Origin of the sequence: Streptomyces sp. NPDC058665 (genome assembly GCF_042714995.1) — a bacterium.
Taxonomy (GTDB): Bacteria; Actinomycetota; Actinomycetes; order Streptomycetales; family Streptomycetaceae; genus Streptomyces.
In genome coordinates, this window is record NZ_JBHXRX010000001.1 from 247,446 (window position 1) to 262,338 (window position 14,893).

The 14,893-nt window shown below is 70.0% G+C and carries 18 protein-coding genes; 8 read left to right on the forward strand and 10 right to left on the reverse strand.

Going from position 1 to position 14,893, the window contains the following annotated elements; genetic code table 11:
* Positions 1-10: 10 nt before the first annotated feature.
* Positions 11-625, reverse strand: coding sequence for a hypothetical protein (locus ACFWV8_RS01230; RefSeq protein ID WP_384196839.1), 615 nt, complete (start codon positions 623-625; stop codon positions 11-13).
* Positions 622-819, reverse strand: a complete 198-nt coding sequence (locus ACFWV8_RS01235; protein ID WP_384196841.1) for a hypothetical protein — start codon at positions 817-819, stop codon at positions 622-624. Before ACFWV8_RS01235 ends, ACFWV8_RS01230 begins: the two co-directional genes overlap by 4 nt.
* A gap of 106 nt (positions 820-925) precedes the next feature.
* Here ACFWV8_RS01235 and ACFWV8_RS01240 point away from each other — a divergent pair, with 106 nt between their 5' ends.
* Both ACFWV8_RS01240 and ACFWV8_RS01245 read left to right on the forward strand, forming a co-directional pair.
* Complete coding sequence (locus ACFWV8_RS01240; RefSeq protein ID WP_384196843.1) at positions 926-1,765, forward strand: Scr1 family TA system antitoxin-like transcriptional regulator; 840 nt, start codon at positions 926-928, stop codon at positions 1,763-1,765.
* The gene (locus ACFWV8_RS01245; protein ID WP_384196845.1) at positions 1,762-1,977 is read left to right on the forward strand and encodes a DUF397 domain-containing protein; all 216 of its coding nucleotides are present in this window, start codon (positions 1,762-1,764) and stop codon (positions 1,975-1,977) included. The genes ACFWV8_RS01240 and ACFWV8_RS01245 overlap by 4 nt, the downstream gene beginning before the upstream one ends.
* On the opposite strand, the gene ACFWV8_RS01250 is transcribed toward ACFWV8_RS01245, so the two are convergent.
* The 5 genes from ACFWV8_RS01250 to ACFWV8_RS01270 form a co-directional block, all read right to left on the reverse strand.
* Positions 1,949-2,782: an MIP/aquaporin family protein gene (locus ACFWV8_RS01250; RefSeq protein WP_384196846.1), complete on the reverse strand. Its 834-nt coding sequence runs from the start codon at positions 2,780-2,782 to the stop codon at positions 1,949-1,951. The genes ACFWV8_RS01245 and ACFWV8_RS01250 overlap by 29 nt on opposite strands.
* 72 nt (positions 2,783-2,854) lie before the next feature.
* Positions 2,855-3,997, reverse strand: coding sequence for a glycerol dehydrogenase (locus ACFWV8_RS01255; protein ID WP_384196848.1), 1,143 nt, complete (start codon positions 3,995-3,997; stop codon positions 2,855-2,857).
* 142 nt (positions 3,998-4,139) lie between these two features.
* Positions 4,140-5,165 (reverse strand): NAD(P)-dependent alcohol dehydrogenase, encoded by a 1,026-nt coding sequence (locus ACFWV8_RS01260; protein WP_384196850.1) that lies wholly within the window; start codon positions 5,163-5,165, stop codon positions 4,140-4,142.
* Positions 5,162-5,932, reverse strand: coding sequence for an iron-sulfur cluster assembly protein (locus tag ACFWV8_RS01265; protein ID WP_384196851.1), 771 nt, complete (start codon positions 5,930-5,932; stop codon positions 5,162-5,164). Before ACFWV8_RS01265 ends, ACFWV8_RS01260 begins: the two co-directional genes overlap by 4 nt.
* A gap of 1 nt (position 5,933) precedes the next feature.
* Positions 5,934-6,932, reverse strand: a complete 999-nt coding sequence (locus tag ACFWV8_RS01270; RefSeq protein WP_384196853.1) for an amidohydrolase family protein — start codon at positions 6,930-6,932, stop codon at positions 5,934-5,936.
* Positions 6,933-7,139: 207 nt separating this feature from the next.
* Here ACFWV8_RS01270 and ACFWV8_RS01275 point away from each other — a divergent pair, with 207 nt between their 5' ends.
* Entirely contained in the window at positions 7,140-8,657 is a 1,518-nt protein-coding gene (locus ACFWV8_RS01275) for a GAF domain-containing protein (RefSeq protein WP_384196854.1), read from the forward strand.
* Positions 8,658-8,720: 63 nt separating this feature from the next.
* On the opposite strand, the gene ACFWV8_RS01280 is transcribed toward ACFWV8_RS01275, so the two are convergent.
* Together ACFWV8_RS01280 and ACFWV8_RS01285 are read right to left on the reverse strand one after the other, a co-directional pair.
* Positions 8,721-9,563, reverse strand: a complete 843-nt coding sequence (locus ACFWV8_RS01280) for an SDR family NAD(P)-dependent oxidoreductase (RefSeq protein WP_384196856.1) — start codon at positions 9,561-9,563, stop codon at positions 8,721-8,723.
* Complete coding sequence (locus tag ACFWV8_RS01285) at positions 9,560-9,748, reverse strand: hypothetical protein (protein WP_384196858.1); 189 nt, start codon at positions 9,746-9,748, stop codon at positions 9,560-9,562. The genes ACFWV8_RS01280 and ACFWV8_RS01285 overlap by 4 nt, the downstream gene beginning before the upstream one ends.
* Before the next feature lie 15 nt (positions 9,749-9,763).
* Here ACFWV8_RS01285 and ACFWV8_RS01290 point away from each other — a divergent pair, with 15 nt between their 5' ends.
* The 5 genes from ACFWV8_RS01290 to ACFWV8_RS01310 all read left to right on the forward strand — a co-directional run bounded on the left by ACFWV8_RS01290 (position 9,764) and on the right by ACFWV8_RS01310 (position 14,271).
* A complete protein-coding gene (locus ACFWV8_RS01290; protein ID WP_384196860.1) occupies positions 9,764-10,867 on the forward strand; it encodes a glycoside hydrolase family 43 protein in 1,104 nt (367 codons plus the stop codon).
* A 75-nt stretch (positions 10,868-10,942) separates the two neighbouring features.
* A complete protein-coding gene (alr, locus tag ACFWV8_RS01295) occupies positions 10,943-12,166 on the forward strand; it encodes an alanine racemase (protein ID WP_384196862.1) in 1,224 nt (407 codons plus the stop codon).
* On the forward strand, positions 12,163-13,407 hold the full coding sequence (locus tag ACFWV8_RS01300) for an alpha/beta fold hydrolase (protein WP_384196863.1): 1,245 nt from the start codon (positions 12,163-12,165) through the stop codon (positions 13,405-13,407). Before alr ends, ACFWV8_RS01300 begins: the two co-directional genes overlap by 4 nt.
* Entirely contained in the window at positions 13,379-13,933 is a 555-nt protein-coding gene (gene tsaE, locus ACFWV8_RS01305; RefSeq protein WP_384196864.1) for a tRNA (adenosine(37)-N6)-threonylcarbamoyltransferase complex ATPase subunit type 1 TsaE, read from the forward strand. Before ACFWV8_RS01300 ends, tsaE begins: the two co-directional genes overlap by 29 nt.
* Positions 13,934-14,067: 134 nt before the next feature.
* Positions 14,068-14,271 carry a hypothetical protein gene (locus ACFWV8_RS01310; RefSeq protein WP_384196866.1) on the forward strand — a complete coding sequence of 68 codons (204 nt, stop codon included), beginning with the start codon at positions 14,068-14,070 and terminating at the stop codon, positions 14,269-14,271.
* Positions 14,272-14,293: 22 nt separating this feature from the next.
* On the opposite strand, the gene ACFWV8_RS01315 is transcribed toward ACFWV8_RS01310, so the two are convergent.
* Positions 14,294-14,851, reverse strand: a complete 558-nt coding sequence (locus ACFWV8_RS01315) for a hypothetical protein (RefSeq protein ID WP_384196867.1) — start codon at positions 14,849-14,851, stop codon at positions 14,294-14,296.
* Positions 14,852-14,893 lie beyond the last annotated feature (42 nt).

The following is a 14,893-nucleotide window of genomic DNA, read 5'->3' on the forward strand; positions in this document are numbered from 1 at the left end:
CGGCTTGCGACTAAGGAGTGTCTACGGCGGTGACGTGTCGTAGCTGGCGGTGGAGGCGGGTGGCGAGCATGCCGGGGTGTTGGGGTTTGTTGTAAGGGACGAGTGCGTCGTTTTCGGAGGTGTGCCAGCCATGTTCGGTGAGGCGGTAGAGGGTGCCGGAGACTCCGTGGAGGTGGGGTTTGCGGACGCGGAGGACGGCGTGTTGGGTGTGGCGGAGGAAGGGGCACTGGTGCAGGGAGAGTTGGACGTGTTCGGTGCATAGGGGTGGCATGGCGGTGATGGATTTCTCGGGCCAGGTGAGGGGTGAGTCCGGGCGGCGCCAGTCGATGAAGAGCCAGCCGTGTTTGTTCCGGTCGGCGGGCTGGGCGCAGATCTGGCAGAGCATCTGTTCCATGCAGGTGCGTTGGCGGGCGGGGTGCATGGAGTCGTAGCGGATGCGGCCGGGTTCGGTGGGTTCTTGCATGCGGATCCAGAGGTTTCCGTGGCGGTCGCGGTCTCCGGGGCGGGGGTGGGTGTAGGCGAGCCGGGGGCCTTTCGCGGTGAACTCCACGGTCAACTCGGCCTTGCGCGGGCCCACATCGGTGCTGCGCGCGGCGACGTAGGGGGTGGCGGGCGGCATCGTCACGCCTCCCGGTGGGAGTCGGTGGTGAGGCAGGCGGGGCAGTTGACGGCGCGCAGCCACACGTCGGTCACGCCGCCGGGATCGCTTGCCCCGCACACGGCCTGGCGTTTGTGCTCGCCGATGACCCGGAGTCTGTGCACGGTTCTCACGTCGTCCCCGACCGTGCCCGCGACGGTCTCCTGCGCGTTGTCCATCATGGCGCCCACACCTCTCCGTAGTCGTTTCACTACCAAGGCGGCTCAGCGTGACCTAGAGTTGGGGTTCCTTCAACTAATCGTGACCGAAGGAAGGGGAGGGTGACGCATGGTCAACCGCAAGGATCTGAACCCGGACAGCTCGCCACGGGCGGCCTACGGTGCCCGCATTCGCCGGTTTCGCGAGGATCGCGGGTGGAGCCAGGAGGACTTGGCCGGGTACCTGTCATATTCCAGCCAGCATGTTTCTGCGGTCGAAACTTGTCGCAAACCGCCGACCCTTCGCTTCTCCCGTGAACTCGACCTCGCCTTCGGCACAGTTGATTCCACGGACTCGTTCGAGCGCGAATGGCGCGACATCCGACAGGGATCGTTGTTGGAAGGCTTCCCGGAGTACGTGGGGTATGAGGGCCGAGCGGTAGAGATCCGGCTCTACAACATCGGGATTGTGCCCGGCCTCTTGCAGACACCTGACTACGCAAGGGTGTTGGCGGACAGCGCCGTCAGGCGGGGGGCGATCACCCCCGATCAAGCAGAGGAACGAGTCGCGTTCCTGATGGAACGGCAGGCGGCGTTGGAGCGGCCCCGGCCACCCATGGTGTTCGTGACGATGGACGAAAGCTGCATCCGCCGGCCCGTTGGCGGGACCGCCATCATGGCTGCCCAGTTGGCCCGTCTGGTCGAGTTCGCCGAACTGCCCAACACCCTGCTACAGATGGCCCCGTACGAAATGGGCGAGCGGCGCACCTTCGATCTGCCCGTGAACCTTTTGACGCTCTCCGATCGGTCCGTGATCTGCTACGCGGAGTCCCAAGCCCAGGGACACTTGGACCGCGAAAGTGCCTCCGTGCTTCCCATGTTGACGGCCTACCATCAACTACAGGGCGAAGCGCTGTCGCAAGCAGCCTCCGTAGACATGATCAATCAGCTGCGAAAGGGCACCCCGTGACGACCACGACCGAGTCCCCCCGTTGGTTCACGTCCTCGTACAGCAACAACGGCGGCGACTGCGTCGAGGTCGCCGCCAACCTCGTTGCCACCCATGGCGTCGTCCCCGTCCGTGACTCCAAGAACACGGTCGGCCCGGTCCTCGACTTCCCCGCCGACTCCTTCGCTTCCTTCGTGGCGGGCGTCAAGGCCGGGCAGTTCGGGGCCGTTTGAGCGGAGCGGCGTCTGTTCCCGGCGTCGGCGGGCCGCCCGTGTCCTTCGCGCGGGCGGCCCCCGGCCGAGACGTGACGACGCCTACACGAAGCCCGCCGCGTGGGCGAGGAGGCCGGCTGCCGTGCCTCCCGCCAGGGGGGGCGAGCACCGGGATCCACGCGTAGCTCCAGTTGCTTCCGCCCTTGTTCCTGATGGGCAGCAGGGCGTGTGCGATGCGGGGGGACAGGTCGCGGGCCGGGTTGATGGCGTAGCCCGTGGGGCCGCCCAGGGACGCGCCGATTCCGACGACCAGCAGGGCCACCGCGAGCGGTCCCAGCCCCGAGGGTGTCTTGCCGAAGGCCACGACGACGAAGATCAGCACGAAGGTCGCGATGAACTCCGTCATGAGGTTGGACACGCGGCGCGCGATCGCCGGACCGGTCGAGAAGACCGCGAGCTTGGCGCCGGGGTCCGACTCCGGGTCGTCGAAGTGGTCGCGGTACGCCGCCCAGGCGAGCACGGCGCCGACGAACGCGCCGAGGAACTGCCCGCCCAGATAGGCGAGTACGTGCGCCGCGCCGCCCAGGCTCTGTCCGGCGGCGAGCAGTCCGACGGTGACCGCCGGGTTGAGGTGTGCTCCGGACTCGTAGGCCACGTACACGGCGGCGAAGACCGCGAGGCCCCAGCCGAAGTTGATCATCAGGAAGCCGCCGTTGAAGCCCTTGCTCCTGGCGAGGGCGACGTTGGCGACGACACCACATCCCAGCAGAATCAGCATGCCCGTACCCATGAGTTCGCTGAGGAAGACCTGTCCGGCGCCGATCATGCGGATCTTCTTTCCCGAGTGCGCCGGGCGGTGCCGGACGAGGGTGGTGTTCTCACGGTGGCCGGTGCGGGGTCAGTGGGCTTCATGGCGCGACGGTGCCGGCAGTCCCGCGTCCTCGCGGACCTGGGAGGCGAACCGCTCGATGGACTTGAGCGCGCTGACCACGTCATCGGCGCCGACCTCGAAGGGCATGGAGTGGATCGTCTCGCCCTCCGCCGTCGCCGCCTCCGCGACCGTTCGCAGCTCCGTGTCGTCGTCCACGGCCAGCCCGACCTCGGTGAGCGTGGTGGGCAGACCCACCCGGGTGGTGAACTCCACGAACTCGCGGATGTCGCTGGTCGGTGCCCCTTCCAGGACGAGCTGGGCGAGGGACCCGAGGTTGACCTTCTGCCCGTGTGCCAGGCCATGGGTCTGCGGGACCGCGGTGAGCCCGTTGTGGATGGCGTGTGCTGCGGCCAGGCCGCCGGACTCGAAACCCAGGCCGGACAGCAGGGTGTTGGCCTCGATGACCTTCTCGACGGCGGGGGTCACCTGTCGGTCCTTGACCGCCTGGATCGCGGGCAGCGCGTTCTCCCAGAGCACGTCCCAGCTGAGCTGGGCGAGCGCGGTGCCGGTGAGGGTCGGCAGCCCGCCGGCCATCGTCTGCGAGTTGGACCGCGCGGTGGCCCGCGCCTCCAGCCAGGTGGCGAGGGCGTCGCCCACCCCTGCCACCAGCAGCGAGACCGGCGCGTTCGCGACCACCTGGGAGTCGACCAGGACGAGGTCGGGGTTGCGCGGGAAGAAGCGGTACTCCTCGAACTCCCCGCTCTCCGTGTAGATCACCGACAGCGCGCTGCACGGCGCGTCGGTGGAGGCGACGGTCGGGCAGTTGGCCCAGCGGATCCCGGCGACATGGCCGGCCGCCTTCACCGCGTCGATGGTGCTGCCGCCGCCCACCGCCACCGCCACGTCGGAACCGGTCGCCTTGATCGCGTCGGCCAGCCTGTCGACCTCGTTCGCGCTGGGGACGCCGTTGAACTTCTCGCGTACGAGGGGAAGCCCCGCGGCCTTCAGCGAGGCGGTGATGTCGTGGCCCACCAGGCCCCACACCAGATCGTCGGCGACGATCAGCGGGGTCGAGCCGATGGGCTTCAGGTACTCGCCGAGCCTGTGTATCGCTCCCTTGCCCTGGACATAGCGGCCGGGGCTGATGACGGTACGAAGTGCGCGCGTCATGATTCCTCCTTGTGCGGGTGCGGCTCCGAAGTGACGCCGCGTATGGAACGGGTCGAGATATCGGGGTCGGGGAGAGGTCCGGCGGGCCTGGAGCAGCGTGTTCCGGCCCGGCCTCCGGGGCCGAAACGGGCTCCGGGCGCGGTCACGGGACGAGGATCGCGCGACCGCGGACCCGGCCGGCGCCGAGATCGTCCAGGGCGTCCTGGAAGCGGTCGAGCGGATACTTGGTGGTGTGCAGGCGGACCCGGCCGCGCGCCGCGAGCACCATGAGCTCGCACAGGTCGGTGTAGGAGCCGACGAGGTTGCCGATGAAATTGATCTCGGTGGAGATGATGTCGATCGTCGGTATATCGATGTTCTCCCCATAACCGACGATATGGTAGTCACCCGCTCGGCGCAGCATCCGTACGCCTTCCCCGGTCGCGCCGCCCTCGCCGACGAAGTCGACGACCGTCTCGGCACCCTGGCCGCCGGTGAGCTCAAGCACCCGGTCGACGTGCCCGCCGTCGGCGAGTACGCCACGGTCGGCACCGATGGACTCGGCCAGTTTCACCGCATCGGGGTTGCGGTCGACGACCACGATCTCGGCCGCCGTGAGGGCCTTGAGCACCTGTACGCCGATGTGGCCCAGTCCGCCCGCGCCGATGACGACGCAGGTGTCGCCGGGCCGCAGCCGCCGGGCAGCCTTGGCCGCGGCGTGGTACGCGGTCAGGCCCGCGTCGGCGAGGGCGGCGACGTCGGACGGTTCGAGGGAGTCGTCGAGGCGTACGACACTGCGCGCGGAGGTCTTCAGGTACTCGGCGTAGCCGCCGGCGGTGTCGATGCCGGGGAAGAGGCTCTGCGCGCAGTGGACGTCGTCGCCCCGGCGGCAGGCCGGGCACAGACCGCAGGTGATCAACGGGTGGACGATGACCTTGTCGCCCTCGGCGACGTTGGTGACGGCGCCGCCGACGGCGTGCACCCAGCCTGCGTTCTCGTGCCCGATGGTGTAGGGCAGCGCCACCCCCGACTTCTGCGCCCATTGGCCCTCCAGGATGTGGAGGTCCGTACGGCAGACGCCCGCCCCGCCGATCCTGACGATCACGTCGTGGGGACCGGTGATCTCGGGGACGGGTACGTCGGCCATGCCGAGGCTGCGGTGGTAGCCCACGACCTGGACTGCCTTCATGAGATGTGCTCCTTCACTGAGGACGCGGCGGGTGCGGAATCCCACTCGCGCGGGGTCTGGTCGGCCGCGGAGCCGGGATAGCGGGTGCGCAGCAGACCGCGGCAGAAGTGCGCGTTCCCGTCGACCGAGATCCGGACCGCGCGGGCGAACCTCAGGCGCAGCGGGATCTCTCCCGGCGGGAAGCGGCGTCCGTGCTCGTCCACGAGGACGGGGTCGGCGGGCGCCGTGCCCAGCCCGAGTGCGGCCCGGCGGCGCAGCAGGGCGCGGGTCCCCGGCCCGTCGGGCAGGTCGCCGAGTACGACGTCGTACAGCCGCTCCTCGCCGAGGCCGGGGCGCTGCCGCAGCAGCGAGGTCATCGCCCGCTCCATCGCCGCGGTGTGCGCCTTGCGGCGGAAGGTCTCCCGCAGCTCGTCCAGGTCGGATTCGGCCTCGGTGCCGAAGGTGCCCCGGTAGCCCGCGTCCGCCGCCAGACCGCGGTTGATCAGCTCGGAGTCGTGGTGGTCGTCGAGCAGTACGACGACGTCCTCCGCGCCCGGGAGCGCCGTCAGGGCGTCCTTGGCGTCCGAGGCCATGAGGTAGGCGAAGTTCGGGGAGCAGAAGGAGGTCGGCAACCGCAGGTGGACGGTCACCCGGCGGCCCGAGACCACCACGGAGCGGACGAAGCCGAGGTCGGTTATCGGCTCGTCCAGCTCGGGGTCGAAGACGCCGTCCAGCGCCGCGCGTGCCGCTCGCTCCAGTGCCCCTGTCGGCCGTGGTCCGGCGGGCATGTCAGGCCGCCGCCGGTTCCGCGACGGCGCACCGGGCCGGTACCTCTATCCCGTACATGGCCGCCGCGTTGAGCCCGAGGATCTTCTTCTTCTGCGCCACGGTGAGCGGCTGGTACTCCGTCATGTCCGCGGGGAACTGGAAGTCGACGAACCGCTCGACGAGCCAGCGGGGTGTCCACAGCGCGTAGTCGCTGGAGAACTGGATGCGGTCCTCGCCCAGCCAGTACAGCAACTCCCCGATGATCTGCGCGAAGTAGCGGGGCCGGGTATGGATGAACGGCATGGCGACGGCGAGGCCGGCGTGCACGTTCGGCTCCTGGGTGGCGATCCAGCAGAAGTCCTCCAGGCGGGGGAGGCCGCAGTGTTCGACGACGAAGTTCAGCTCCGGGAAGTCGGTCGCCACCTTGTCCACGTCCGCGACGTCGAAGGCGTCCCGGTCCAGCGGCCGGATCGTCGGCCCCTTGTGGACGTGGATGTTCGTGATGCCGAGTTCCTGGGCCGCTTCCAGGTAGCGGTAGGACCAGGGGTCGTCCAGCTTGTATCCGCGCGAGTCGCCGTGCCATTCGGCGGTGTACAGCTTCACGCCCTTGAGCTGGAAGCGCTCGGCGTCCCGCCGCAGCTGGTCCAGCCCCGCCTGCTCGAACCGGGGGTCCCAGCAGTGGTTGTAGGTCAGCTTGCCGGGGTGCTGCCGGGTGAGCGCGAACGCCTCCTCGGTCTGGCCGAAACCGTTTCGGTAGAAGGCCCCGAGCCGGGCCGGCTGGAAGATGGCGTGATCGACGTGGCCGTCGGTGAACAGGTCCTTCATCAGCCGCTCACCGCCGTAGTAGAGGTACTCCTCGTACGGCCACAGCTCGGACTCGGGGCTCAGGTTGCGGTGGTAGTCGTAGAAGCAGTCGATGAACTGCTTTCCATGGACGTTGAGCTGGTTCTCGGGGCGTGCGTCCCACAGCGCGATGTGCGCGTCGACGATGAAGTAGTCCTCGCCGTTCTTGCTGTACATGTGCGTCCCTCCAGGCCCGTGATGGCTCTCAGCAGGTTCGGAACGGCACAGTAGGAAGCGTCGCCCCACGGCTGGAAGACGTCGTATGTCTCATTTTGAGAATGTCGTCCGTCTCGTTTTTGAGACACGCATCCTGGCGATGAAGGCGCCTTCACGCAGTACCGTGCTCGGAGCGACGGCGCGAAGACGCGTCCTCAGGAGGTCGAAGTGGAGAACCGTCGGCCCACACCGCCCATGTACGTCACCCCCGGCACGGCGCTCGGCGACGTGGTGGCTCTCGCCCCGCGCATGCGCGCTTCGTGGCAGCGCAGCGAGCACTACGGACTGTCGCCGGAGGAGATGCGGCCCGTCTTCACCGGGTCGGTGGACACCGCCTCACTGCTCTACGAGTGCGGTCACGAAGTCCTCCAGGGACTGCGCAGAACTCTCGCCAACGAGCCGGTCAGCATGATGATCGCCGACCGTGACGGTCTGGTGCTGTTCCGTCTGTGCGACGACGCATCGATCAACCGTTCCCTCGACCGGGTCCATCTGGCGCCCGGCTTCTACTTCTCCGAGGAGAACGCGGGCACCAACGGACTCGGCCTCGCCCTGGCCGACCGCGTTCCGTCACTGGTGCGGGCTCAGGAGCACTACTGCACGGCGCTGCGCGGATACACCTGCGCCGCGGTCCCGGTCCTCGATCCGCTCACCGGCGAACTCGCCGGCAGCGTCAATCTCACCACGTGGTCCGACTCCTCCTCGGAGCTTCTGCTGGCGCTCGCGCAGGCCACCGCCGGGAACACCGCCGCGCTCATGCTGGCCCGGGGGTCCGGCCGCCGGAGCAGGCCGACCCCGCGCGGAGAGGTGTTCCACGTCTACGCGGACCGCTCCCCGCAGCATGACGACGCGCGGTACCCGCTCTCCCCGGCCTGGACGAACGCCGTCGCGGCGGCCGGCACGGCCGTGGCGCGGGGGCGGGTCGTGGCGGTCGTGGGTGAGCCCGGCGCGGGGAAGACCGCACTGATCTCCGCCGCCCGCCGGCGGACGGAGCCGAGAGGGCGCGTCCTGAGCGCCCGGCCTCCGGCCCCGGACGACATACCGTCCTGGCTGACGCTATGGACACCCGAGCTGGCCAAGGACAGCACCTGCGTCATCGTCTCCGGGACGCAGACCCTGCCGGCGTGGGCGGCCACCGAGCTGGCGCGGGTGTTCAGCGACGTCCGCCGCACTGACCCCGGGGGATCCCCCCGTCCGCAACCGTTCGCCCTGACGGCGGTGGAGTACTCCGCGATACCGGAGGCCCTCCGCTCCCTGGTCGACACCGTCGTCGAAGTGCCCACACTGCGTTCGCGTCCCGACGACATCCTGCCGCTGGCCCGCCACTTCGCTCAGGCACACCGTGGGCACACGGTGACCTTCACCCGCGCCGCGGAACACACCCTGACCGCCTACGAATGGCCCGAGAACGTCAGGCAGCTCCGGAGCGTGGTCCGTGACGCGGCCTCCCGGACCGATGTGATCGACGCCCACCACCTGCCGGCAGAGGTGTTCACGGGCACCAACCGCTCCCTGGGCCGACTCCAGACACTCCAGCGCGACGAGATCGTGCGCTGTCTGACGGAGCCGGGCACGACGGTGGCACAGGCCGCGGAGCGGCTCAGCATGAGCCGCGCCACCATCTACCGCAAGATGGCGGAGTACGGCATCAGGCTCCCCGGCCGCACGCAGCAGCCGCGCGGCTGACCGCGACGCGGCGCCGCACGTCGGAGCCCGGGGGACACGGTCCCGCCGATCGCGAACAGATTCTCAGGAGTGCCGGGGGAGGTCCGCGCCGCGCGAGGCCTCTTCGAAGGCGCGCAGCTCTGCCGCCATGTCCGTCAGCTGCCTCTGGACGGTCTCGTAGCCGCCGGCGCCCAGGACGATACGGCGGGGCGGGTCGGCGCTGTTCATGGCGTCCACGACAGCCCGCACTCCGCGGTGGGGGTCACCGGGCTGCTGACCGCTCTGTTCGATCATGGAGGAGCGGACGGATCGGATCATGGGCAGGTACGCGTCGACCGTCTCGTTCACGGCTTCGTCGGCGAACGACGCGTACGCGTGCGTCCGAAAGGCGCCCGGCTCCACGGCCAGGACCTTGATGCCGAACGGGGCGACTTCGTGGCGCAGCGCGTCGGTGAGGCCTTCGACGGCGTATTTGGCGGCGCTGTAGTAGCCGAAGCCCGGCACGCTGGACAGTCCCGCGACGGAGGACATGTTGATGATCCATCCGCTCCCGCGCTCCCGCATGCCCGGCAGGACGGCGCGGAGTGTCCGCGTGACGGAGAAGAAGTTCAGCTCGAAGGAGGCCCTGACGTCGCTGTCGGGCGTGCCCTCGACGGAGCCGTACCAGCCCCGGCCGGCGTTGTTGACCAGGACGTCGATACGGCCGAAACGCTCTTCGGCGGCCCGGACGGCGTCGTCGGTCTGCTGTGCGTCGGTGACGTCCAGGGGGCGGACGAGCACCCGGTCGTCGTGGCGGGCGGCCCAGTCGTCGAGCAGGTGGGGGCGGCGGGCGGTGAGGACGACGTTGTCGCCGAGTTCCAGGGCGGCGTCGGCGTAGGCCATGCCGAATCCGCCGGGGGTGCCGCCGGTGATGAACCAGGTCTTCATGCTGTTCGTGCTCCTGCGGGCGGGTCGGTGAGGGTGATCGATGTCGGGTTCTCGGTGCGACTGCTGAAATAGAAGCCACTGACTTCTACTTTAGCAGTAACCTCGCGCCTATTTTCCGTGACCGCATATTGACGGACGGTCACCGTGTCGCGACTATTGAGAGCGCTCTCCTTTGTCGTGAACATGATCAGGAGGCTCTGATGTCCCACAGACGATGGATCGTCGGCGTCGTTTCCCTCGTACTCCTCGGCACATCCGTCTTCGGGCAGGTGACCGCCGCCGGACCCGCCGAAGCCGTTGCCGCGGTGACGGACGATCAGCCGTCCACGCTCGGCGGGCCCCTTGTCGGCGGCGCCGACCCGAGCGTGATCAAGGTCGGTGATCTCTACGTCTCCGCCAAGGCCGTGGACGGCGGTATCGCGGTGCGGACGGCGTCCACCATGGAGGCCGTGGCCACCGCGCCCAAGCACCAGGTGTGGCGGGACACCGGCGGCCTCGGTGAGGTCTGGGCGCCGGAGATCGTGCACCACGATGGGCAGTACCGCATCTACTTCGCCGCCGGCACCGGTGCGGCGCACCGGATGTACCACATCGGCTCGGCCAGCCCCGACAGCGGCTACTCCGCCGCCACCAAGGTCGCCCTGCCCAACGACAAGTGGGCTCTCGACGGGGCGCCCTTCACCTTCGGCGGGCAGCGCTGGTTCGTGTGGTCCGGCTGGTCCGGCGACACCAACGTCGAGCAGAACCTCTACATCGCCCGGATGAGCGGTCCCACCACGACCACCGGCGGCCGGTACGTCATATCGCAGCCGCGCGAGCCGTGGGAGCGGGTCGTGGGCAACCCCTACATCAACGAGGCGCCCCAGCCGGTCGTCGACCCCAGCGGGCAGTTGCACATCGTGTACTCCGCGAACGGCAGTTGGAGTAACCAGTACTGCATCGCCGACCTGCGGCTGCGGGCCGGCGGCGATCCGACGTACGTGTGGGACTGGTACAAGAGCAACGGCTGCCTGTTCGGCTCGCACGCCGCGACCATGATGCAGGGCTGGGACCCCACGCTGAACGTCGACGGTCCCGGCCATCACACCTTCGTCCTGCCGCGCGGCGACGCGACCGCGGGTCCGCCGTCCGGCAACCGGTTCCCGACCATGTTCCACGCGGTCGCCAAGGGCACGCCGTACTCGTGGGCCAACCGCCAGTGGTACAGCGGCACGGCCGTCTGGTGGGGCAGCACCACCTACCGCAGGGCCAACGTCCCCGGCGCCACCACCACCGTCGGATACAGCCTCAAGTTCTTCGAGTGAGAACCGCCTCCGGGCGGCCGCGCGGCGGAGCTTCGTGTTCCGGCGGGTGCGGGGGGCTCTGAGAGACTGTTCCGGATGACCGGAACCGTACCCACCTCGCCCCTTCGTGCCCGTGCCGAGATCGATCTCGGCGCTCTGCGCGGCAACGTCCGTGCCCTGCGGAGCCGGCTCGCGCCTGGTGCCGGGCTCATGGCCGTCGTGAAGTCCGACGCGTACGGGCACGGCGCGCTGCCCTGTGCGCGGGCCGCCCTCGACGCCGGGGCGAGCTGGCTCGGGACCGCGACACCGCACGAGGCGCTGGCGTTGCGGGCCGCCGGGATCGAGGCCCCCGTTCTGTGCTGGCTGTGGATCCCCGGCGACCCCTGGCGCGAGGCCATCGAGGCCGGCATCGACATGTCCGTGAGCGGGATGTGGGCGCTGCGCGAGGTCACCGCCGCCGCGCGGGAGGCCGGGCGGGTCGCGCGGATTCAGCTCAAGGCCGACACCGGGCTCGGCCGTAACGGGTGCCAGCCCGCCGACTGGCCCGAACTCGTCGCCGCCGCCCGCGCCGCCGAGGCCGCCGGCACCGTCCGGGTCACCGGCCTGTGGTCGCACTTCGCGTGCGCGGACGAGCCGGGCCACCCCTCGGTCGGCGCGCAGCTCCATCTCTTCCACGAACTCGTCGCGTACGCCGAGAAGGCCGGAGTCGAGCCCGAGGTCCGGCACATCGCGAACTCTCCCGCCACCCTCACCGCCCCCGAGTCGCACTTCGACCTCGTACGGACCGGTATCGCCGTCTACGGCATCTCGCCCGGCCCCGAGGTCGGCACATCGGCGGAGCTCGGCCTGCGGCCCGTCATGACGCTCGCCGCGTCCGTGGCGCTGGTCAAGCGCGTACCGGAGGGGCACGGCGTCAGCTACGGCCACCAGTACCGCACCCCCGCCGAGACGACCCTCGGCCTGATCCCCCTCGGATACGCGGACGGCATTCCGCGCCACGCGTCCGGCCGGGGCCCCGTACTCGTCGGGGAGAAGGTACGGCGGGTGGCCGGGCGGGTTGCCATGGACCAGTTCGTGGTGGACCTCGGCACCGGACCGGACGCCGACGCCGTCCAGGAGGGCGCGCCCGCCGTCCTCTTCGGGCCCGGCGACCGGGGCGAGCCGACCGCCGCCGACTGGGCGGAGGCGGCAGGCACCATCGCGTACGAGATCGTGACCCGTATCGGTCCGCGTGTTCCCCGCGTCTATGTGAATGGGCAAGAGAACAGCGGAGACGGCGGAGACCGGGGCGACGTGGGACCACAAGGAGCGGGACGTTGAGCGAGAGCAAATCCGGGGGCGTGGTGGCGGTCGCCGCCGACGCCGCCAAGGCCGTGAACACCGGCGGCACGTGGCGGCTGGCCGGCATCGCCGGCACGGCGATAGGCGTGATCGCCGCCGGGGCCGCGGCCGGCGTCGCGATCGAGCGGATGACGGTCGGCCGCGGCATGCGCAAGAAGGCCCGGCTGGCGCTCGACTCGACGGGACCGTACGGCTCCCTGCGCGGCACCCCCGGCACGGCCGTCGCCGACGACGGCACCGAGCTCTACTTCGAGGTGGACGACGTCGACCCCGAGTCCGGCGCGGGCACCCCGCGCCGCCGCAGACTCTTCGGCCGCAAGGCCCCCGCGCCCGTCACCGTCGTCTTCAGCCACGGCTACTGCCTCAACCAGGACTCCTGGCACTTCCAGCGCGCCGCGCTGCGCGGTCTGGTGCGGACCGTCTTCTGGGACCAGCGCAGCCACGGCCGCTCAAGCCGGGGCGCGGCGCAGCAGGGACCGGACGGGGTCCCCGTCTCGATCGACCAGCTCGGCCGCGACCTCAGGGCGGTCATCGACGAGGCGGCGCCCGAGGGCCCGCTCGTTCTCGTCGGCCACTCCATGGGCGGCATGACGATGATGGCGCTCGCGGACAACTTCCCCGAATTCATACAGGACCGGGTCGTCGGCGCCGCGTTCGTCGGCTCCTCCAGCGGCAAGCTCGGCGAGGTCAACTTCGGGCTGCCGGTGGCCGGTGTGAACGCCGTACGCCGGGTGCTCCCCGGCGTACTGAAGGCCCTCGGCTCGCAGACCGAACTGGTCGAGCGCGGCCGGCGGGCCACCGCCGATCTCTTCGCGGGACTGATCAAGCGCTACTCGTTCAGCTCGAAGGACGTGGACCCGGCCGTCGCGCGGTTCGCCGAGCGGCTGATCGAGGGGACGCCGATCGACGTGGTGGCGGAGTTCTACCCGGCGTTCACCGAGCACGACAAGTCGGCGGCGCTGCCGGTCTTCATGGAGGTCCCGGTGCTGGTGCTGGCCGGGGACCGGGATCTCATCACGCCCAGCTCACACAGCGAGGCCATGGCGGACCTGCTGCCGGACTCGGAACTGGTGATCGTGCCGGACGCGGGCCATCTGGTGATGCTGGAGCATCCGGAGGCCGTCACCGACCGGCTCGCGGACCTGCTGGTACGGGCGGGTGCCGTGCCGGCAACCATTAACGTGGGTTCGTATGGAAGCACCGCACAGCCCGGCGGCTGAACCCACCGTCCCTCGCGTCACCGCCCGTGTCACCGTCGACTCACCCGAGCGGATGAGCGAGCTGGGCGGGCGGCTCGCCGCGCAGCTGCGCCCCGGCGATCTCGTGATGCTCAGCGGCCCACTCGGCGCGGGCAAGACGACGCTGACGCGCGGCCTGGGGGCCGGGCTCGGTGTACGGGGCGCGGTCACGTCCCCGACCTTCGTCATCGCCCGGGTGCACCCCTCCCTGACCTCGGGCCCGCCGCTCGTACACGTGGACGCGTACCGGCTGGGCGGCGGTCTCGACGAGATGGAGGACCTCGATCTCGACGTGTCGCTGCCGGACTCGGTGGTGGTCGTGGAGTGGGGCGAGGGGAAGGTCGAGGAGCTGTCCGACGACCGGCTCCAGGTGGTGATCGACCGGGTGCTCGGGGGCGGGACGGGGACGGACCCGCTCGCCGTGGAGGAGCACGACCTGCGCGTGGTCACCCTCACCGGGATCGGCAGGCGCTGGGCGGACGTGGACCTCACCGCGTCTGTGAGCTGAGTCACGCCGTCCGCGTCGATTCCGACACGACGTCGGTAAACTGTTGCCTATGCCGTGCGGCCGTGGTCACATGGTGAACGAGAGTTGGTTAGGTTTGCCTAACCGGCCTGCCCCCGGAGCCTCAGGAGGCATCCATGTCGGCGACAGAGAGCACCGAAGCGCGACCGTCGGAGCCGACGATCCCGTCCCCTGACCCGTCGTCCGTGTCGATGAGCGAGCTGCTGGCATCGTGCGCCGCCGCCAGCGCCGTATCGACCCCGCCGACCGAGTCCCGTGCGGACGTCGAGCGTGCCTACGACGAGGGCGCCCAGGACGACGGGGGCGCGGAAGCGGCGTAGCCGGGCTGGGCCGGTGTCCCGTTCACGGGACGACGACGACCTTCGAACCGATCGGCGCGAACGTCCACATCGCGTCCCCGTCCGCCGGCGCCATCCGCACGCCGCCCGTCTTCAGATTCGGGTCGGGCTTCACCATCGTCCCGTCCACCGCCGCGCTGAAGCCGATCGCGACCTGGCCGACGTTGGCGAACCGCACCACGTGCTCGATGTCCACCCCGTCCGACCCGGTGATCTCCCCGGAGCGCGAGGTGACCTGATACGTGCCCGGGGGCGGGCTCACCGTGCTCGGCATGACCACGAAGGTCCGCGGCTTCTGGCCCACCGCCTTGCCCACCAGCCACACGCGCTTCGCCGCCAGCGCGTAGACGACGCGCTGACCGGTGCCCGACGCCGCGGGCACCGCGTGCGCGTCCTTCTTCTTCTCCTTGCCCGCCGGAGAACCGGCCGCCGACGAGCCCGGCTTCTTGGGCGACGCGAGCTCGTCCGGCACGTTCGCCGACGCCTGGTACGCGAGGAAACCGACGGCGGCCACGGCCAGCGCGGTGAGCCCGGCCACGAATCCCGAGCTGCTCCTGGACACCTTGATCCACCTCTCGTACGTACGTCTGCGTGGTGACGTTAG